Source organism: Brevibacillus reuszeri, assembly GCF_002897295.1.
In the GTDB taxonomy this organism is placed as follows: domain Bacteria; phylum Bacillota; class Bacilli; order Brevibacillales; family Brevibacillaceae; genus Brevibacillus; species Brevibacillus reuszeri_A.
In genome coordinates, this window is sequence record NZ_BEXF01000001.1 from 469,603 (window position 1) to 488,216 (window position 18,614).

Here is an 18,614-nt window from a genome sequence, read left to right on the forward strand (position 1 = left end):
AGCGTATGTATGCCCGAATCAATGGAACACGTATATTTTTTGATGTCGAAGGAGTGGGGTGGGTACCGGATGGACCGATCCTGCGGAAAAAGCCAACCTGCTTTGTGTTGCATGGAGGACCTGGCGGCGATCATACGGGGTACAAGCCTGGCTTGTCTCCTCTTTCTGAGATTATGCAGCTTGTCTACATCGACAACAGGGGAAGCGGTCGTTCTGCTGTAGGACCCAGCGAATCGTATTCACTTGAAAATAATGTGGAAGACATCGAGGCCTTGCGTGAGTACTTGGGGCTGGAGAAAATCGTTCTGCACGGTCATTCGTATGGTGGGATGGTGGCGCAGGCTTATGCTTTGCGCTACCCGCAGAATGTCGCAGGTTTGTTGCTTCTAACCACATCCCCCAGTCATGAGTTTATCGAAAAGGCAAAAAGAATTGTTGAAGAAAAAGGTACACCCGAAATGAAGGCAATCGCTAAAGTATTATGGGAAGGTGCCTTTTCCTCCAAAGAAGAACTGACTCTTTTTTATGAGCTGATGGCGCCGTTGTACTCGACGACGCACAATGCAGCACCGACAGAGGCAGAACGGCAATTCGCTCAGGATGCCCGTGCCCGCGCCAATAGATCCTATCAAGCGCTGAATGAAGGCTTTGGCGGATTTCTGCGAACGTTTGACTTGCGTGAGCAGCTGCCCTCGATTCAAGCACCAACTCTCGTGATGGGAGCGCGCCATGACTGGATTACGCCTGTGGAGGATTCAGAAGAAATTGCTGGGCTGATCCCGCAAAGCGAGCTGGTCATTTTTGAACAGAGCAGTCATAGTGTGGTCAAGGATGAGCATGCGCACTACATTTCTATCGTAAAAGACTTTGTGCTGCGCCGGATTCACGAAACGGCAGAACAGCCAGTGTAGTATCCATTCGAATACGTAGAGCAGTAGGGGGCAGAAACAAAAGAGTTGTTTTTGACCTCTGCTGCTATTCAAAGACTCGTAGCATCCCGAAAAAGGGGTGTTTATTTTTTGAAAATTAAAAATTGATTGAAACACACTCTTTATTGCAATAAAATGTCACTAAAGAAAAATTCCAAAATACATCCAAAAATAGCTTGGCCTGAGGAGGACGCATATGCAGAATATTTCAGAGCTCTATCAAACGTCAGATATTCTCAAAAAGGCGAGTGTTGCAAAAGAACAGATCATTGCCTGGAGGCGTGATTTCCACTTGCATCCAGAGCTAGGGTATGAGGAAACACGAACCTCGCAAATCGTGGCTGCGCATTTAAGAAGTCTGGGGCTGGAAGTAAAAACGGGTGTCGGGCGCACAGGCGTAGTAGGAATTCTCCGGGGAAAAGAGCCGGGACCAACCATCGGGTTACGCGCCGATATGGACGCTTTGCCCATCCACGATCAAAAGACTGTCGCCTATCGCTCAGGCATAGACGGGAAGATGCACGCCTGCGGTCATGATGCTCATACAAGCATTTTGATGGGAGCAGCGACATTTTTAACGGAGCACTATCGTCCGGAAAAAGGGAATGTTGCCTTTGTGTTTCAACCGGCTGAGGAGGGACTCGCAGGAGCCAAAGCCATGATCGAGGATGGTCTGTTGCGCGACTTTGGCATTCAGGCGATGGCAGGACTGCATGTATATCCTGGTTTGAAGCCAGGGCAGGTAACGGTAGCACGCGGGGTTTCATGTGCTGCTTCAGACAGGCTGAAGATTAAAGTGATTGGTCGCGGAGGTCATGCAGCACATCCCCATCAGACGGTTGATTCGGTGACGGTGACAGCCGAGGTGATTTCGGCACTCCAGCACATCGCCAGCCGCCAGGTAGATCCGCTAGACTCCGTGGTCATTACCATCGGCAAAATTGTCGGGGGAACGGCGAGCAATGTCATTGCAGCAGAGGTGGAGCTGTCTGGCACAGTCCGAACGCTCAATCCTGCTCTGCGGGAACAGATGCCAAAACGTATCGAGACCGTTGTAAAAGGCGTAACAGAGGCATTCGGTGCCACCTATGAGCTGGAATACGGATTTGGTTATCCTTCCATTATCAATGACGATCAGCTGGTTGACCTTTTGCTTTCCACCTCTGATCACGTGCTGGGTGAATCCAAATATGAGCTGGTCAAACCGTCGATGGGCGGTGAGGACTTTTCATACTACACCCACCATGTTCCCGGAGTATTTTTCCGTCTCGGTACAGGTAATGAAGCCAAAAATGCGACATATCCACTGCATCACCCGATGTTTGACATCGATGAGGATGCTTTGCCCATCGGTGTCGCTATGCTATCAGCCTTTGCACTGCGCTATTTAGGAAGTCATGGCTTATGACGACGCCAGGGATTGATCCATCGATGGAAAAAGCCACACAGGGGATTGTCTCGGTTTCTCATCCGCTCGCTGCCGAGGCAGGCATCAAAATTTTGCAGCAGGGAGGAAATGCCGTTGACGCAGCGGCAGCCATCCAGTTTTCGCTGAACGTTGCTGAGCCGTATATGTCAGGGATCGGTGGCGGCGGGTATATGATGATTTATCTGAAAGATCAGAATAAAATTATTGCCCTTGATGGACGGGAAACAGCGGGGATGAACGCCAATCCCGATTTTCATCTGGATGAGGATGGCAAGCCGCTCTCGTTTTTCGAGTTTACAACCAGCGGAGATGCGCCTGGCACACCAGGTCTCTTGCGTCTTTTAGAAACATCCCTGCAAAAATACGGCACCATGGAGCTCGCAGATGTGCTAGATTCAGCGATTGAGCAGGCCGAGAAGGGCATTGACGTCAATTGGGCAACAGAGAGGTATACCGCCAATGAAGTTCGGCGCATTCAAAAGTATGAGGCGACTGAACAGGTCTTCATGCCAGGAAATGAGCCAATCCGCGAAGGCGATCGCTTGGTGCAGCCTGACTTGGCAAAAGCCTTGCGTTTGATCAAGGCGCACGGGGCGAAGGTGCTGTACGAGGGAGAAGTAGGGGAAGCTCTCGTCGCAGAAGTGCAAAAGCATGGCGGGAGATTGACGATGGCGGATTTGCGTGCCTATACGGTGAAAGAAGCAGAGCCGATCCGTGCTCCGTATCGCGGCTATGAAATTGTTTCGATGGGCCCCTCCAGCTCCGGTGGGATCACCATGATTCAGATGCTGAAGCTTTTGGAGCCGTACGATTTGCAAAGCATGGGGCATCTGTCCGCAGACTACTTGCATCATTTGCTGGAGGCGATGCATCTGTCCTACGCAGATCGGGCCAAGCATATGGCGGACGAGGATTTTTGCCCTGTTCCAAAGGCAGGTCTCCTGCATCCTGAATACTTGTCCGAGCGCACCAGGCTGATCAACCCGGAGACCGCAACCAAGCAGGTTGAGCCAGGCGAGCCGTGGGTATATGAAGCAGATACGAGCAGGCGACCAGCTGCCACAGAGAGTGGCGGGCGCGACGAAACGATGACCCAAACGACCCATTTTTCTGTCATTGATCGATGGGGCAATATGGTTTCGTTTACTTCATCGATTGGCTCTGTCTATGGCTCAGGAATGATGGTACCTGGCTATGGATTTTTGCTTGGAAATCATGGGGTGGCTTTTCAAACCGAAGCAGGGAGTGTCAATCAGATCGAGCCTGGAAAAAGAGGCCTGAGCAGCATGGCTCCTACGTTTGTTTTAAAGGACAACGAGCCTTTCATGGCACTCGGCTCACCAGGCGCGACGACGATCATTGCTTCCGTAGCTCAAGTGATTTTGGGCGTCATCGACTTTGGCTTGCCGATTCAGCAGGCGATTCTCGCGCCGCGTGTATATTCCAGTACCTATCCGAAAGTGGAGTGGGAGTATGGGTTTGAACCGGATGTTCTGCGGGCCTTGGTGGCAAAAGGACATGCCTTGGAGAGGGCACCCCAGCCATACATTGGCGATGTCCATGCAGTTTTGTACGATGCTGCGACCAAAAGCATGTACGGGGGAACCGACGATACACGCGAAGGAACCGTACTGGGTGTCGATGGCGTCCGCTTTACGATCAGCAAGCCACCGGAACAGCCGCAGATGGAAAAAGATCTGCTAGATCTGCTGGGCAGTGGTACACCCGACAATTCGGGAGATCCTGCTACCCAAGGCTACTATAAATACGATCAAGAGAGCATCACCCGATAATCGTATCGAGGGGGAAAATCATGAAAAAAGTTGCGTCGTTGATCTTATCGTTCGCGTTGCTATTGCCTGCGTTGGCAGGATGCGGAGGAAGCCCGGCAGCGAATACGGGCAATTCCGAACAAGGACAGGCTAAGACCGAAAAAGGGACAGAAGGCGCCAACCTGGAAGTCGTCTTCAACGCAAAGTCAGAGCCTCCGAGTCTCGATCCGGTAAAGTCCACAGATATCCAGTCATTTTGGATCATCAACCATATGTTTGAAGGGCTGTACTGGAAAGACCAGAAGGGAGAGCCCGTTCTCGCTGCTGCCAAGGACGTGAAAATTTCCGAGGATGGAAAAACATATACCTTTATCCTGCAAGACAATGGCAAATGGTCAAATGGAGACCCTGTTACGAGTGATGATTTTGTTTATTCCTTTCTCCAGCATCTCGATCCAAAGGTCGGCTCCACGACTGCATACCGACTTTATTACATTAAAGGAGCAGAGGAGTTCAACAAGGGGACTGGCAAGATAGAGGATGTCGGGGTCAAGGCAGTGGATGCGAAAACATTGGAGATCAACCTGGTAGCGCCAACCAGCTTTTTCCCGAAGCTGCTGGCTACCCAGTACTACGTTCCGATCCACAAAAAAACGGCGGAAGCCAATCCAAGCTGGGCGGCAGATGCCAGCTCGTATGTGACCAATGGGCCGTACAAAATGACCTCGTGGAAGCATGATTCTGAGATCGTCATCGAGAAAAACGAGCATTATTGGAATAAGCAGGACGTCTCGATGCAAAAGGTTACCTGGAAAATGGTCAGCGATGCAACGACGTATTATCAAATGTTCAAGGGTGGACAGCTCGATGTGGTTTCTGATTTGACTGCGGATATATTAGCGAGTGAAAAGCAAAATCCTGGTCTGGAGACGAAATCCTTGTTTGGGACCTACATGTATTTGTTCAACGTGAGCAAGCCGCCGTTTACCAATCAAAAAGTGCGTCAGGCGTTTGCTTTGGCTATTGATCGTAAGCTGATTACAGAGGCGGTGACAAGAGCCGGAGAAATTCCTGCCTACGCGATGGTGCCGCCAGGAGCGAGCACGCCGTCCGGTGGAGACTTCCGTGCCGAAAAACCGGAATACGTAACCTACAATCCAGAGGAAGCAAAGCGCTTGCTGGAGGAAGGAATGAAGGAGGAGGGCTGGACGACCTTCCCTGAAACGACACTGCTCTACAATACGTCTGATGCCAACAAGCAGGTCGCACAGGTGGTACAAGAGATGATCAAAAAAAATCTGGGTGTGGACCTTCGTCTGGAAAACCAGGAGCTGAAAATGCAGCTCGCCAACCTCAAGCAGAAAAACTATCAGATGGCGCGCGGCTCCTGGACTCCTGCTGTCGATGATCCTGTATTTTCACTGGATCGATATTCAGGCGATGCTGCCGGAGACACTGCCTGGGTAAATGACGAGTACGTGAAGCTGAAGGCTGCGGCAACGGTAGAGCCAGACGCAAACAAGCGCAACGAAATGCTTCATCAGGCGGAAGAAATGCTGATGAACGACATGCCGTTCATTCCTGTATATTTTCCATCTCAAAACTATCTAGTTCAGCCTGGCTTAAAAGGACTGAGCTATCCGTTAGGACTGTATCCGATTGCTCGCTGGGCTACACGAGAGTAAATGAGTGTTTCACGACCACGGCTATCTGTACGCAAAGGTAATTTGTCTTTGTACAGATAGCCGTTTTTTCAATTAAGAAACGAGGCGGCATTATTTTTTCGCACGAGGAGACTGCCATTTGCGGTAGATCATATAAGCGATTCCGATAAAGCTGGCGTATACGAGAACGGTTATGATGGTCCGGCGAACATCCGTAAATACTTGATCTCCTAAAAAAGAATAAACGAGCATGGTCGGAATTTTTCCGATAGCTGTAGCGAGAGCAAATGAGAGGACGGAAATCATGCTGATGGCAGAATAAATGGTAATGGCAGGAGAAGGAATGATAGGGATGAGGCGTGCAAAAAGAACAGCCATGAACGCATTCCGTTCAAAAACGCTGGTAAAGCGATCTAATTGCTGAAAACGCGCCAAAAATTCTCGCCCCTTCTTTTGGTAGCCGTATCGTACATATAGAAACATCAGGAGCGCCGAGCCAAGTGATCCCGTCCAATTTATGAATGCACCCCAAAAAGGGCCGTATTTTGCGCCCATGATTCCTGCGAAAAGACCAAAAGGAATAACAGGAAATAACCCGATAAACACAGACAAGGGAAACATAAACGGCAGGAGGGTCATATCCTGATTGGTTAACCATGACATGATGCGACTACTGTTAAAAAATCCGAAGATCAGAACTAGAACGTAGATACAAAGCAGTATTCGTGTCTTCATGAGCCCCTCCTTTCCTCTTCATTCATTCTGTTCTATTTCCGCCATTCTATATACGACTGTTATTTTGTTGTTCTAATTATCTGTATCTTATCATTGCTCTGTGATCTGACTTATCATAAATCTATGAGATCCCTGCTATGTCAACAAGCCTTGGTTTGTATTATCTTTGGTACAAAGGGGAGAGGATCATCATGGAAAAAGTAAACATCGCGCAGCATTTTTCAAAGTTACAGGAGACATGGAGCTCCGCAGTCGTAGGTGAGCTCAATGACGCTGCGATCAAGCTGGAGAAGCTTCAAGGTGAATTTGCCTGGCAACAGAACGATCAGAAGGACGAGCTGTTCTTCATCGTTCAGGGAAGATTGCTGATGATGTACCATGAGCGTAATATATGGGTAGAAGCAGGCGAGTTTATTGTGGTGCCAAAAGGTGTCGCATACAAGCTCTTTATCCCAAATGGGGTCTGTCATGTACTGACGATCGAGCCTCAAGAAGCGGTTGCTCTCAAGATCTGTTCATGAAGCATTTACCCAGACAGGAATACCTTCCTTGCTGGAATAAAACGATTATAGACAGCTGTCATGGTCAGGTCATTTCATGATCCTGAATTTTGACGGCTTTTTTGTTATATGAAAAAATGATTGACTAATCCACCATTTTGTTATGTAAATAGAAAAGGATGGCTCCAACTCTTTTTGAGGTGATGAATGTTGGATGATGGAGTTTATGTGCTGATAAAAAAGGGAGATCCCGAGCAGCTGCAAAAACGGAAATTCCTCCATAAAGATGAAAGCACGATTGGACGCAGAGGAAACCAATTGAAGCCAGACATTGAGTTTTCGAGTCCGTATGTGTCCAGAAAGCATGCCGTGATCCGTAAGTTTGGTCAACAATATACGATTTCTGATTTGCAGAGCAAGCATGGAACAGAGGTCAACGGAGTTGCGGTCCATCAGACCCCCCACCCTTTGTTTCATGGCGATGTGATAAGTCTTGCAAAAGGTGTGGTTGAGCTGATCTTCTTTGCCGAAGGAAGCGAGATGGATGTAACGAGAGAGTTTTCATTCCCGTTAACATCAAAGGCTGATCCAAAAGCAGCGGCAGCGGGTCTTGTGATCAATCTTGAACGCAGAGAAATCCGCCTGGATGGAAATCGCATCTATTTAACCGGAAAAGACATGGACCTGCTCATGCTGCTGTACCAGCGCGCCAATCAGGCGGTCAGCTATGAGGAAATCATGGTGCTAATTTGGCCGGAGCGGCTCGTAGGTACGGATAAAAATGTGCCAGATGTCGGTCGTACAGAGATAAATGCACTCGTGTACCGTTTGCGCAAACGGCTAGGCAGATATGGGGAAAAAGTAACGACAATCCCCCGTTACGGCTATATGTGGGAGGAATAAAGCAGTGCCAGTCATGGACTCAAAAATAAAGTCTTAGACTGGCACTGTCTTTATTCAACTATCGCGCACGTTCGGTGAATGAATCAGAAGCCCATGTATTCATTTTCGGATTAAAAAATCATCCAATGCTTGCTCCAAAGTAGCTTTGGCAATCACTCTTTCCTCAAACGCCAAACCACTGCGAATAATCTGCTTTACGATCTCCGGGCGTAATCCTGTTACGACCGTTTTACATCCCATCATGCTCATTCCATTGATTAAATTTGTGATGTGCTTCAAGATGGGTAGTTCCATATGGAGCACCCCGGATAAATCAATAATTAAGGTATCGATCCTAGACGAGCCAATATGAGAAAGAACCTTATCCTCCAATGTCTCCATGCGATACTCATCCATTTTACCGATTAACGGCAAGATGCATACCGACGGAGTTACTGGGATAATCGGAACAAGTAAATCTTCGACCAATTCTCTTTGGGATTGGATTAATCTATCTTTATAATCTGAATAACTCACAAAGAAATGATTAAGGAATTGATCTACGAGATTATTAATTTTTTTTCTCAAGTCTGTAGAATTCCTCTCTATCAATTGCTGTTCCATTTAATCGATCAAAATTATATAAGAAGTCCCACAGAACTCTGCGAACGGTTTGAATCCATTCTAATTTAAAGGCGAGAGATAGTGAATATTTCGCCCAGGCAATCCCTTCCTGTTTGGCAAAGGAGATCATTTCGTGCTCTCGTCCCTCGACGACATAGAGAACAAGTTTATAGGCGTTTGATAGGAGATCAATGTTACCTACTCTTAAAATATCATCTATTTTATCCTTCACGGTCACTGCTTCATGTAATAAACGATTCTCAAATTTTGGCTTGTTTTCTTTTAAAAATACTGTAAAATCATACCCTTCTAAATATTCCAAGTCCAAAACGTTCACTCCAATTATTTTGTTCGGATTATCCATATGTATTTTAATAATGAACTTAGTACCTTGATTTTCTGAGCTTTCAACATTCACGATGGCATTGTGACTTTTAAAAACAGAAAAAACTTGAGTTAAGCCCATCCCAGTCCCTTCCGTTTTCGTTGTATAGAAAGGTGTTCCAAGCATTCGCAGCTTATCTTTGGGTATCCCAATCCCTGTGTCTTCAATTGAAATGACCACATTTTCTTCCTCTACGTAATGATCAACAGTTATGGTTCCTTTGTCTGGTATGGCTTCAAATGCATTCTTCAATAAATTAAAAAGGGCTTTTTTTATTTGATTTTTTTTCCCATAGACCATGGCGTTTACATCCCGAAAATTACTCTGGATGTTCACCCGATATAATTGATCTTGAAAAAGTGTAAATAGACCTTCTAGTTCGGCAGCCGGTTTAATGAGTTGATGGGGTTCGTCATCTAAATCCGGTTTTGAAACATGCAGTAATCCTTCAATGGTTGACAGTGCATTATTCAATTCGGCTTGAGCAATGTTTAAATAACCTTCATTATGTTCTTCCTTCAACAATTGCAAAAAACCCTTTACTGCTGTTAACGGATTCTTCACTTCATGAGCAATTCCTGCGGCAATTTGTCCTACTGCTGCCAGCTGATTCAGATGAAAATCATTTGCTTCTGTAGGGTGCTTCATTTCCTCAGTTGCCATCTTCTCATTCTCCTTTCACCCTGATTTACTTGCTACTATACTTTTTTCGATTGAGATATACCTTTTCCCTTTTCCTAATTGCCACTACTGCCTGTCTCCTTCCAACGGGGAATTATCAGACACTTATCATCGTTCTATGACGATTGTCTCATGATTCTATGAGCTTTCTTCCATATATTATCTTTCCCGTCTGTATTATCTTGTTGAAGGGAGGGAGACGGTCCTAGTGAAAAAGACGTGGGTAATTTTTTGGAGTGTCTTTGTGGTAGTCCTCTGTGGATTTGGCTTTCTTTTCTGGGACATGTGGAAGGAAGGTCCTATGTCAGAAGGCGAGCGGGCAAAGGCAGCATTCACCGCATATTCGACAAAATGGAAAAATCAGGAGTTTGCTGACATGTACGAGCAGCTCTCGCTGGAAACAAAAGCGAGCATGACCAAAGAAGCATTCATTTCGCGCTATCAAAAAATTTATGAAGGTATAGAAGCGCAGGACATTCGCGTAGAGCCGTTGTACAACGGAGAGGTTACGCCAGGGGAAGACGGCAAGATCAGCTTCCATTACCGGCTGCAGATGGGTACGTTTGTCGAACCGATTTCCTTTACAGGTAAAGCGACTCTGGTCAATGAAACGCAAAATGATAAAAAAGATTGGTACATAAATTGGAACCCGACCTTCCTTTTTCCTGACATGCGGGAAGGGGATAAGGTGAGGGCGAGCACCCTTGCTCCAAAAAGAGGAGAAATCCTGGATCGGGCAGGACGAAGATTAGCGACAAGCCGCGTCGTGGTTGATATCGGGATTCATCCGGGGGAATGGAACGAGAGCTCTCAGGCAGGGAAGAATCAGGTGAGCAAGCTGCTGCAAATTCCGAGTGCCGACTTAACGTCGATCGTTTCGGCGAATGCGGCAAAATCATTCATCCGGATTGCTACGCTGATGGAGGACGATCAGCGCATCCAGACGCTCGGAGCAACTAAAGGGATCAAGCTGCAAAAAAAGCAAGTCAGATACTACCCGTATAAAGAAGCAATGGCACACCTCATTGGCTATGTGGGGGTCATGAGTGCTGAGGAATATGAAAAACGAAAAGAGCAGGGCTATCGCAGCTCAGACATGATTGGGAAAACGGGGCTGGAGCAGCTCTACGAGGAACAGCTGCGCGGCTCGGCAGGTGGACGTATTGCGATTACAACCTCTGACGGCACGGAGAAAAAGGTATTGGCTGTACGCTCCGCCAAAGACGGCGAGCCGCTGACACTGACGATCGATGCCGAGGTCCAAAAAACGATTTTTAACGAGCTTGCAGGGGAGGCGGGAACAGCCGCAGCTATCTCCCCAAAGACAGGAGAAATATTGGCTCTGGCAAGTTCACCCTCGTTTGATCCAAATGCTTTTGTAACCGGGATGTCGTCCAAGGAATGGAAGCAGATTAACGAGAATCCGCAAAAGCCTCTGCTGAATCGCTTTGCTCGAGGGTTTGCACCGGGGTCGACTTTCAAACCGATTACAGCAGCGATCGGGCTAGAGACGAATACGATTTCCCCACAGGATACGATAAACGTCAAAGGCTTGCACTGGCAAAAGGATGCTTCCTGGGGCAATTACGAAGTCACGCGTGTCAGTGATTACGGAGCGCCTGTTGATTTGAGAAAAGCACTGGTCTATTCCGATAACATCTATTTTGCCCGTGCAGCGCTTGCCATCGGTGAGGAGCAGTTAATACAAAAAGGGCAATTGCTCGGCTTTAACGAAGCAATACCAATTCCATTCCCGATCGACAAATCCAAGCTGTACAATACCGAAATGAAAAATGAGATTCAACTGGCTGACTCGGGATATGGACAGGGAGAAGTGACGATGACGCCTCTTCATTTGGCGCTGGTCTACAGTGCTTTTGTAAACGACGGAAGCATGATCTACCCATCCCTGGTGCAGGGAGAGAAAAAAGAGCAATACTGGAAAAGTGACGTGATCCCTGTGGAGGTCGCCGGAGCGGTAAAACAAAACCTGCTCAGCGTGATGGAAGACCCGAAAGGTACGGGACGAGGGGCGAGAGTGCCTGGTATTCGTCTGGCGGCTAAAACAGGTACTGCCGAGCTGAAGCAGAAAAAAGGCGAGCTGGGAAAAGAAAACGGCTGGTACGCTGCATTTGATGCAGATGATTCACGCCTTCTGGTGACGATGATGATCGAAGACGTGAGAGGCAGAGGCGGCAGCCATGTGCTCGATGCGCGGATCAAGCGAATTTTTTCAAAGGTATTAAAAGAAGGCGAGCTTGCCTTGTCGGCATCATAGATAGGCAGTGCAAAAAACACATCCTTTATACGAAAAACCCCGTTCAATAAAAACGGGGTCTTTATGCTGGATAATAGATGACCATGCTTAATCGAATCAAAGCCTCACCGGCATTGTGATACGTATGGGGCCTGTCTGCCTTGAAGCGGATCGAGTCACCGCTTTTCACTGTAAATTCATTGTCCTGTACACGTAAGGTCAATTCCCCTGCAAAAACGGTAATGAACTCTTCTGTTCCCTCTCTGTGCGCATCCGCGGTCAGCAAGCCGCCCTGATCAATCTCGACAGCGTACATTTCAAAGCGCCGATCATCCTCGAATGGAAAGGTAGGGAATACACGGTATTTTCCGTTGTCTTCCGTTAACGGCTGGATTTCGTTTTGCAACACCACTTTTGTATCCGGCTGTTGGTATTTGATGAGCGAAGAGAAAGACATTTTTAATCCATTAGCGATTTTCCAGATGGTTGTAATGGTAGGGCTGGATTCTCCCCTTTCAATTTGACCGATCATTGTTTTGCTTACTCCGGTTAATTCTGCAACCCGTTCCAGACTAAGCTTCTTGCTTTCCTGAAACGATTTCAAGTTTTTAGCAATGATGAGATGGATTTCCTCCATAAAACACCCACTCCTTTCTGTACGATATAACGATCGGAATGTACAATAAAAAGCATATCGTTATAACGATCAATATATACATTATAACGCACAAATCGAAGGAGGTCCGTATATGCCTGTCTTATCATTTTTTCTATATATTTTTGTGACTAGCTTTACGCCTGGTCCCAATAATATTATGGCAATGACCTTTGCGAACAAACATGGACTCAGAAAGACGACTCGTTTTTGTTTGGGCGTAGGTGCGGGTTTCTTTGTCATCATGCTGTTAAGCAGCTTTTTTAATGTGATGCTCCAAAGCTTTATCCCGAAAATTGAGTTTGTCATGACGATTCTAGGCGCAGTATACATGGTGTATTTGGCAATCAAAATCGTTACCAGTAAAAATGGCAAGGACAGCGAGAATGACAAGAACAACTCTTTTTTGGCGGGCATGCTTCTGCAATTCGTCAATCCAAAAGGGATTTTGTACGGCATAACCGCTATTTCGACCTTTATTCTGCCCTATCACAGCTCCAGCATCAGTCTATTCTTTTTTTCCGTATTGCTAGCTTTTGTCGGTTTTATGAGTACGTTCTGTTGGAGCATGTTTGGTTCCGTCCTGCAAACGTTCTTGTCCCGTTATAGAAGCCAGTTTAATGTAATCATGTCCTTGCTGCTGGTTTATAGCGCCGTCTCGATTCTCACAGAGTTATGGTAGCTCTTTTGTGTGACTGAGTATGTTGATGAGCTTGCCAAAAGGGTCCCGGACAAAAAAGCGCCGTACTCCCCAAGACTCGTCTGCCGGACCGTATTCGATGGAAAACCCTGCACTTTTCATGCGCTCAAATGCTGTATCCAAGTCATCAACTTCAATCGATAGATCAGGGGTCTGGGTGTTCGAGCCACCCTGGGAAGCAAAGCTAATTTGCACACTCATTTCTTCCTGATTTCCGTAGGTTGTGATCCAGCCATGATCCATCAACACATGCAGACCGAGCACATCCTGATAGAAGACTTTGGCTGCGGCGATATTTTGGGTATCGATGTTGGAAACGATTCGAGTGACCTTCATTGCAGACCCTCCTTTTTTTGGATATGAAATCTTCTATTCATTGTATAGGAAGACTTTTCCTCCCCACAACTGGGCGAACATGCTTTTGGCCGTCTGTTATTGTTTTTAAGACCTTTTATCAAAAAAAATTTATTGAAATTCGTTACAAATCGCACGCTCTTACGTCATTATCCATGAAAAGGAAAAGGCTACACACATACAACAGAGATGGATGGGAGAGTTTGCAGGATGAAAAAATCAATGGTGCTCGGAATGGTACTTGTCTTAAGTTTGACGACTTATTCGTTGACACCACTGGCAGAGCAGCCAAGCGTCGCGCTTGCGGGGGAAAACAAAACAGCGAGTGCAAGCTCACTACAAGAGCAGCTGAGAATGCTGGAAGCGAGCATCGTACCCCAAACGGCGGAAGAGACCGTCCAGCTGTGGGCCAAAGCGGTTCAAATGAGAAGCGGCGCTTTGCAGTATGCTCTTTTCACAGAACAAGCAAAAATGGGAGCAAAACAGTCTTTTGAAAGCTTTCACTGGGTTACAGGCGCATCCAGTCCATGGGTGGAGGACTATAGAATCGTCAGCGGACCTGAGACTGCAAAGGATAAATACGAGGTCGAATTCGAGCTGATGACGTCAACAGGCAAGTATGGGACAGATCGTGCGGTTGTAGGCGTAGCAAAAGTCGGCAACCAGTGGTTTATTCAAAGCGTGGCTCCTGCCTCAGAGAAGTCCGTTGGGATCTGGAATACGCCTGAGTCGATTAACGAGCCTGCTATGGAAAAAAACTTCATCACGATGAAAGCGTACAATAGCACCATCGGCTACCGTATTTTTTTGCCTCAGACCGTCATGGACAAAATAAAAATCGAGCAATCCACTTGCAAAAACGAAGAAGGAAACCCGCCTTGCGTCCATTTCTCCTACAAGGACGCTGTGGCTAAAACAGAAGTGCCACTTGGGACAGTCATTCGTTTGAGCAAAGAGCAAGAAAAGCTCCCTTACTACCAAGAGCACCCTTTTATCAAAAAGATCGGGGAAAACAAGCAGGGGACCTTTTACGCGATGTACCCGAGTGAGCATTCTTATGCAGGAAAAGAAGATTCCGCTGAAGGGAAAGAGTGGCTGAAGGTGCTGGAGGCTTTGCAATCGAGGATCGGCAAGTCGATTCCAACGAGTGAAAAATAAATCGATTTGTATGTAAATAGGATGACGATAAACCTGTTAGTTTGCTACGGAAATTTTGTTAACATATCGAAAGAATGGGGGAATTACTGTGGATCTTACAGAATTTCAAGGTTGGGTAAAAGAATACTATGAAACAAGAGGTTGGTCTAAGCTTGATATCTTTATGCGTATTGGATTTCTCGCAGAAGAAACGGGCGAGGTAGCGAGAGCGATCAGAGCCTTAGAAATAGGAAGAGATCGCCCGGATGAAATTGTTGGGACAGCAGAAGAATTGAAACAAGAGCTAGTGGGAGAGCTTGGCGATGTTCTTGGTAATATTATTGTAATTGCCAACAAGTACGATATCCCACTCGAGGATATTTTCCATTCTCACAGAACAAAATTGTTGGAGCGTTATTCTAATCAGGTTTAAAAATATGCGAAAAAACTCACCATGTGGTGAGTTTTTTCAATGATAGCGATACTTACTTATGATGATCTATCCGTTTGTACTAAGAGCCAACAAGCATTTTAGGTTGTCATCAATAAATTTATTATCAGCACTGTTGATTCCGCGACCGGCAAAATGGCCCCAGATCGACTCGATAGGTTTAAAAAGAGCATTAGGTATTAACTTAGCCTCGTATTTGTTATCGTCTGCCGAGCAAAAGAGATCCGTGCTCCCTGGCATGACGTAGGCAAGCGCTTTAATACTTTTGAGTGCTGTATCGAAATCTCCGTCATAGGAGGGGTTTGCACTAATATTTGCATGTTGTCCTGTCCATAACATGGCCAGGACATTGTGCGGATCCATCTTCATAAAGCTATCTTCCCAGACGCCAGCCATAAAATCTGTTAATGTGTCAAATCCCAGCTCACGATAAAGTTCCTCTCTGTAAAACGCCTGCGATACGCCCCATCCTGCATAGACACGGCCAACAGCGCGCATGTCTGCAGAAGTCAACTGGTTTAGTTTACTTGAATCGAAGCGGACCGCAGCCATGAGCGGAGCTCTCATACCGTCCAAAACCACATACGTTTGGGGCCATGTCTTTGCAACTCCGGCGAAGGGTGCAATTCTTTCCACCATGTCGGGATAACTTGCCCCCCACTGGAATGCTTGAATGCCCCCCATTGACCATCCTACTACGAGAGCGATCTTTTGAATGCAGAATTTTTCGGTCACCAGCCGATGCTGTAATTTAACGTTGTCATAGATGGTTACCTGCGGAAAATTTGCCCGGTCGAATGGGGGAGGCGTGTTACTTGGAGACGATGATAATCCATTACCCAGCAGATTTGGTACGATAATGAAATATTTCTGCGGATCTAATGCCATCCCGTTTCCAATCAACCATTCATTCTGAACATGCTGGTCGCCAAAACCAGTTGGATAGACGATGACATTATCTTTCTTTTCATTTAATCTTCCATAAGTCTTATAAGCAAGAAAAGCGCTAGGTAATGTGACTCCTGATTGCAATGTTACGTCACCCAAATTAAAAATATCATAATCCATCGTATAGTCGCTCTCCCTTCAAAATGAAACCGTACATTAAGGTTGTAATTCTTGTTGCTAGTATAGATCTGTGATAGTCTCAGTAAAAGTGAATGAAATTCAAAGGTATATTCAATAATTTTGAAGGTAAGGGGGATCGTACGATGGAATTGCGCCAACTGAATACGTTCCGCACGGTTGCATCAACTTTAAATTTCAGTCGGGCTGCGGAAGTGCTGAACTACGTACCCTCCAACGTTACGATGCAAATAAAAGCATTGGAGGATGAGCTTGGTGTTCGTCTCTTTGACCGCTTAGGCAAGCAGCTCGTTCTAACAACCGCGGGTAAACGCTTTTTAACTCATATCCAAAGTATTCTAGATAAATTGGACGAAGCTCGCAGCGTCGTTCATGACAATGACAATTTAAGCGGCACCTTAACCATAAGTGCTAACGAGGTTCTTTGTGCCTATCGGCTTCCAGTTGTCTTTCACCTATTTCGTTCGCGCCATCCGGGAGTTCGTCTCATCTTCCGCTCCATTCCAAATGAACAACTCAAGCAAACGCTCTTCGAGGGAACCGCGGATGTCGTCTTTATGTTGGACGAGCCCATTCGCTCGAGCGCTCTTGCAGTGGAGCCGTTGGTAGAAGAAACGTTCCGCTTTTTCGCCGCTCCAGACCACCCACTTTCAAAACTAACTGTACTGCAGCTGGAAGATTTTCACGGACAAGTGTTCCTGACGAATGAAAAGGGTTGTCCCTATCGAACCATGTTTGACCGACAATTTGAGAAAAAGGGCATTGATAGTATTACGTATTTAGAGTTTCAAAATGCCGAAGCCATTAAACAATGTGCAATTACGGGAATCGGTATTGCCTTTCTTCCTGAAATGACAACGAAAGCGGAAGTGAAACGGGGCGAACTTGTTGCTCTTCCATGGCAAATTCCGGACTTGCACGTGTATACACAGATGTTATGGCATAAAGACAAGTGGCTTTCACCAATCATGTTATCTTTCATAGAAGCAGCAAGGGAGGTTATGGCTATAGAGGGGGAAAATATATCCGTCTAGCTTTCTCCTGGGCGGGCATCGTTCTGTCTGATGATAATAGTGTTTTTAGACGTGAATCGTTGATCTTACAACGTTCTCCGATTGATCCCAAGCGGGTGGACTTGCGCTGACGGAGCGATATTTTGAAAATTACACCGGTTATTCAGTCCCATGTGGATCATGGCATGGCTACGATAATACGATGTGTTCGATAGTTAAATGAGACAGTCAAAAAAATATTCAAATATCTAGTGATAGAGAAGACCGGAGCTCCTTGTACCATTTGGGGTTCCGGTCTAATATTTTTTCTTCACTGAACAAATATTTTGTTTTCCAAATGTTTCAAACTTGATAATAGCTTTTTGATGTTAACATAGTGGGGGAACGGATAGGAGGATTATCATGTTCTTTAGGAGCAGACCAAAAAAGATTGAAATTCAACCCGTATGGGATATCACGGATGAATTTAAAGACTATGAAGTAATCCATATCTCACTGGGGCCAGACTCGGAGATTTGCTGTCTGGGGACAAACAAAAACCCAGAGAGAATCGACGGGATGTTTGTGCCAGCAGTAACGGAAACCAAGCATCAAGACAAGATAGTTTTATCCAAGGGGAATTCAAGGAATACAGTCATTTTGAATGATCAGACAGGAAACTATCATTTTATCCAGCCACTCGGTGACGACAAGATCTTGGTGGTTGCCTCCCGCTGCAATAGATATAAAGATGGTACGCATGATCTGAATGGAAAAGTTATGTCCTATGACGGAGCCCTTGTTCGGGAATTTTTGCTGGGCGATGGCATTCAGGATGTGGCTGTAACCAAAAATGGACAAATATGGACCAGTTATTTTGATGAAGGTGTTTTTGGAAACTATGGCTGGGATGAACCTGTAGGCTCTTCTGGATTGCTTGCCTGGGATGAAAATGGAGAAAGAATTTACACCTACACCGGTGAAGCGGGCTTTATCAGTGATTGCTACGCGATTAACGTCCCAGATGATAATGACGTCTGGTTTTATTTCTACACGGAATTTGAACTTGTCCACCTCACGAAAGACAGCATGACTACATACCAAACCAATATGGATGGGTCCGATGGGTTTGTAGTATATAACAACTATGTTTTGTTTAGAGGCGGGTATGGGAATCGTGATACATACACGTTATACGAAAGAAGAGCGAATCATACATTGAAAAAGATACGAGAAATAATCTTTACAGCCGGGGGAGTCGGAATAAAAGCAACCGCACTGGATTGCAGAGGCGAACATCTTCTTTTGCTGGATAACAAGAAAATCTACCAGATTGCGCTTAGTGAAATCCTGGGAAAGCTATAACGGTTGCCAAAGAGAA

The 18,614-nt window shown here is 46.1% G+C and carries 18 protein-coding genes; 12 read left to right on the forward strand and 6 right to left on the reverse strand.

Features of this window, described 5'->3' with window-relative positions:
* Positions 1 to 5: 5 nt before the first annotated feature.
* The 4 genes from C3B52_RS02300 to C3B52_RS02315 all read left to right on the forward strand — a co-directional run bounded on the left by C3B52_RS02300 (position 6) and on the right by C3B52_RS02315 (position 5,815).
* Positions 6 to 911: an alpha/beta fold hydrolase gene (locus tag C3B52_RS02300; RefSeq protein WP_103104462.1), complete on the forward strand. Its 906-nt coding sequence runs from the start codon at positions 6 to 8 to the stop codon at positions 909 to 911.
* Positions 912 to 1,125: 214 nt separating this feature from the next.
* A complete protein-coding gene (locus tag C3B52_RS02305) occupies positions 1,126 to 2,337 on the forward strand; it encodes a M20 metallopeptidase family protein (protein WP_103104463.1) in 1,212 nt (403 codons plus the stop codon).
* Positions 2,334 to 4,151: a gamma-glutamyltransferase gene (ggt, locus tag C3B52_RS02310; RefSeq protein WP_103104464.1), complete on the forward strand. Its 1,818-nt coding sequence runs from the start codon at positions 2,334 to 2,336 to the stop codon at positions 4,149 to 4,151. The genes C3B52_RS02305 and ggt overlap by 4 nt, the downstream gene beginning before the upstream one ends.
* Positions 4,152 to 4,171: 20 nt before the next feature.
* Positions 4,172 to 5,815: a peptide ABC transporter substrate-binding protein gene (locus C3B52_RS02315; protein ID WP_103104465.1), complete on the forward strand. Its 1,644-nt coding sequence runs from the start codon at positions 4,172 to 4,174 to the stop codon at positions 5,813 to 5,815.
* Between the two features lie 90 nt (positions 5,816 to 5,905).
* Here the strand turns inward: C3B52_RS02315 and C3B52_RS02320 are convergent, their stop codons facing one another.
* The gene (locus C3B52_RS02320; RefSeq protein ID WP_103104466.1) at positions 5,906 to 6,529 is read right to left on the reverse strand and encodes a TVP38/TMEM64 family protein; all 624 of its coding nucleotides are present in this window, start codon (positions 6,527 to 6,529) and stop codon (positions 5,906 to 5,908) included.
* A gap of 191 nt (positions 6,530 to 6,720) precedes the next feature.
* Here C3B52_RS02320 and C3B52_RS02325 point away from each other — a divergent pair, with 191 nt between their 5' ends.
* On the forward strand, positions 6,721 to 7,050 hold the full coding sequence (locus C3B52_RS02325) for a cupin domain-containing protein (protein ID WP_103104467.1): 330 nt from the start codon (positions 6,721 to 6,723) through the stop codon (positions 7,048 to 7,050).
* A 186-nt stretch (positions 7,051 to 7,236) separates the two neighbouring features.
* Positions 7,237 to 7,932 (forward strand): FHA domain-containing protein, encoded by a 696-nt coding sequence (locus C3B52_RS02330; RefSeq protein WP_103104468.1) that lies wholly within the window; start codon positions 7,237 to 7,239, stop codon positions 7,930 to 7,932.
* Between the two features lie 99 nt (positions 7,933 to 8,031).
* On the opposite strand, the gene C3B52_RS38065 is transcribed toward C3B52_RS02330, so the two are convergent.
* Together C3B52_RS38065 and C3B52_RS38075 are read right to left on the reverse strand one after the other, a co-directional pair.
* Positions 8,032 to 8,400 carry an STAS domain-containing protein gene (locus C3B52_RS38065; RefSeq protein ID WP_306418805.1) on the reverse strand — a complete coding sequence of 123 codons (369 nt, stop codon included), beginning with the start codon at positions 8,398 to 8,400 and terminating at the stop codon, positions 8,032 to 8,034.
* An 82-nt stretch (positions 8,401 to 8,482) separates the two neighbouring features.
* Positions 8,483 to 9,583, reverse strand: coding sequence for an ATP-binding protein (locus C3B52_RS38075; protein ID WP_306418806.1), 1,101 nt, complete (start codon positions 9,581 to 9,583; stop codon positions 8,483 to 8,485).
* A gap of 226 nt (positions 9,584 to 9,809) precedes the next feature.
* Here C3B52_RS38075 and C3B52_RS02340 point away from each other — a divergent pair, with 226 nt between their 5' ends.
* A complete protein-coding gene (locus tag C3B52_RS02340) occupies positions 9,810 to 11,879 on the forward strand; it encodes a penicillin-binding transpeptidase domain-containing protein (protein WP_103104469.1) in 2,070 nt (689 codons plus the stop codon).
* Positions 11,880 to 11,940: 61 nt separating this feature from the next.
* Here the strand turns inward: C3B52_RS02340 and C3B52_RS02345 are convergent, their stop codons facing one another.
* Complete coding sequence (locus C3B52_RS02345) at positions 11,941 to 12,495, reverse strand: helix-turn-helix domain-containing protein (RefSeq protein WP_103104470.1); 555 nt, start codon at positions 12,493 to 12,495, stop codon at positions 11,941 to 11,943.
* A gap of 112 nt (positions 12,496 to 12,607) precedes the next feature.
* Here C3B52_RS02345 and C3B52_RS02350 point away from each other — a divergent pair, with 112 nt between their 5' ends.
* Positions 12,608 to 13,195, forward strand: coding sequence for a LysE family transporter (locus C3B52_RS02350; protein ID WP_103104471.1), 588 nt, complete (start codon positions 12,608 to 12,610; stop codon positions 13,193 to 13,195).
* Here C3B52_RS02350 and C3B52_RS02355 read toward each other — a convergent pair.
* The gene (locus C3B52_RS02355; protein WP_103104472.1) at positions 13,187 to 13,549 is read right to left on the reverse strand and encodes a VOC family protein; all 363 of its coding nucleotides are present in this window, start codon (positions 13,547 to 13,549) and stop codon (positions 13,187 to 13,189) included. The two genes, C3B52_RS02350 and C3B52_RS02355, sit on opposite strands and share 9 nt — an antisense overlap.
* Positions 13,550 to 13,777: 228 nt before the next feature.
* On the opposite strand from C3B52_RS02355, the gene C3B52_RS02360 reads away from it, so the two are divergent.
* Together C3B52_RS02360 and C3B52_RS02365 are read left to right on the forward strand one after the other, a co-directional pair.
* Entirely contained in the window at positions 13,778 to 14,725 is a 948-nt protein-coding gene (locus C3B52_RS02360; protein ID WP_103104473.1) for a hypothetical protein, read from the forward strand.
* 88 nt (positions 14,726 to 14,813) lie between these two features.
* Complete coding sequence (locus C3B52_RS02365; RefSeq protein WP_103104474.1) at positions 14,814 to 15,137, forward strand: MazG nucleotide pyrophosphohydrolase domain-containing protein; 324 nt, start codon at positions 14,814 to 14,816, stop codon at positions 15,135 to 15,137.
* 66 nt (positions 15,138 to 15,203) lie between these two features.
* On the opposite strand, the gene C3B52_RS02370 is transcribed toward C3B52_RS02365, so the two are convergent.
* Positions 15,204 to 16,223, reverse strand: a complete 1,020-nt coding sequence (locus C3B52_RS02370) for an alpha/beta fold hydrolase (protein ID WP_103104475.1) — start codon at positions 16,221 to 16,223, stop codon at positions 15,204 to 15,206.
* Between the two features lie 143 nt (positions 16,224 to 16,366).
* Here C3B52_RS02370 and C3B52_RS02375 point away from each other — a divergent pair, with 143 nt between their 5' ends.
* Entirely contained in the window at positions 16,367 to 17,275 is a 909-nt protein-coding gene (locus tag C3B52_RS02375) for a LysR family transcriptional regulator (protein ID WP_103104476.1), read from the forward strand.
* A gap of 381 nt (positions 17,276 to 17,656) precedes the next feature.
* Entirely contained in the window at positions 17,657 to 18,598 is a 942-nt protein-coding gene (locus C3B52_RS02380; RefSeq protein WP_103104477.1) for a hypothetical protein, read from the forward strand.
* The last annotated feature ends 16 nt before the right edge of the window (positions 18,599 to 18,614 follow it).

Bases quoted from the DNA above. Each gene is read 5' to 3' on its own strand.
- C3B52_RS02345 (WP_103104470.1), bottom strand. From the start codon at position 12,495: ATGGAGGAAATCCATCTCATCATTGCTAAAAACTTGAAATCGTTTCAG.
- C3B52_RS02315 (WP_103104465.1), top strand. From the start codon at position 4,172: ATGAAAAAAGTTGCGTCGTTGATCTTATCGTTCGCGTTGCTATTGCCT.
- C3B52_RS02350 (WP_103104471.1), top strand. From the start codon at position 12,608: ATGCCTGTCTTATCATTTTTTCTATATATTTTTGTGACTAGCTTTACG.
- C3B52_RS02300 (WP_103104462.1), top strand. From the start codon at position 6: ATGTATGCCCGAATCAATGGAACACGTATATTTTTTGATGTCGAAGGA.
- C3B52_RS02330 (WP_103104468.1), top strand. From the start codon at position 7,237: ATGTTGGATGATGGAGTTTATGTGCTGATAAAAAAGGGAGATCCCGAG.
- C3B52_RS02360 (WP_103104473.1), top strand. From the start codon at position 13,778: ATGAAAAAATCAATGGTGCTCGGAATGGTACTTGTCTTAAGTTTGACG.
- C3B52_RS02325 (WP_103104467.1), top strand. From the start codon at position 6,721: ATGGAAAAAGTAAACATCGCGCAGCATTTTTCAAAGTTACAGGAGACA.
- ggt (WP_103104464.1), top strand. From the start codon at position 2,334: ATGACGACGCCAGGGATTGATCCATCGATGGAAAAAGCCACACAGGGG.
- C3B52_RS02380 (WP_103104477.1), top strand. From the start codon at position 17,657: ATGTTCTTTAGGAGCAGACCAAAAAAGATTGAAATTCAACCCGTATGG.
- C3B52_RS02320 (WP_103104466.1), bottom strand. From the start codon at position 6,529: ATGAAGACACGAATACTGCTTTGTATCTACGTTCTAGTTCTGATCTTC.
- C3B52_RS02375 (WP_103104476.1), top strand. From the start codon at position 16,367: ATGGAATTGCGCCAACTGAATACGTTCCGCACGGTTGCATCAACTTTA.
- C3B52_RS02305 (WP_103104463.1), top strand. From the start codon at position 1,126: ATGCAGAATATTTCAGAGCTCTATCAAACGTCAGATATTCTCAAAAAG.
- C3B52_RS38075 (WP_306418806.1), bottom strand. From the start codon at position 9,583: ATGGCAACTGAGGAAATGAAGCACCCTACAGAAGCAAATGATTTTCAT.
- C3B52_RS02355 (WP_103104472.1), bottom strand. From the start codon at position 13,549: ATGAAGGTCACTCGAATCGTTTCCAACATCGATACCCAAAATATCGCC.
- C3B52_RS02370 (WP_103104475.1), bottom strand. From the start codon at position 16,223: ATGGATTATGATATTTTTAATTTGGGTGACGTAACATTGCAATCAGGA.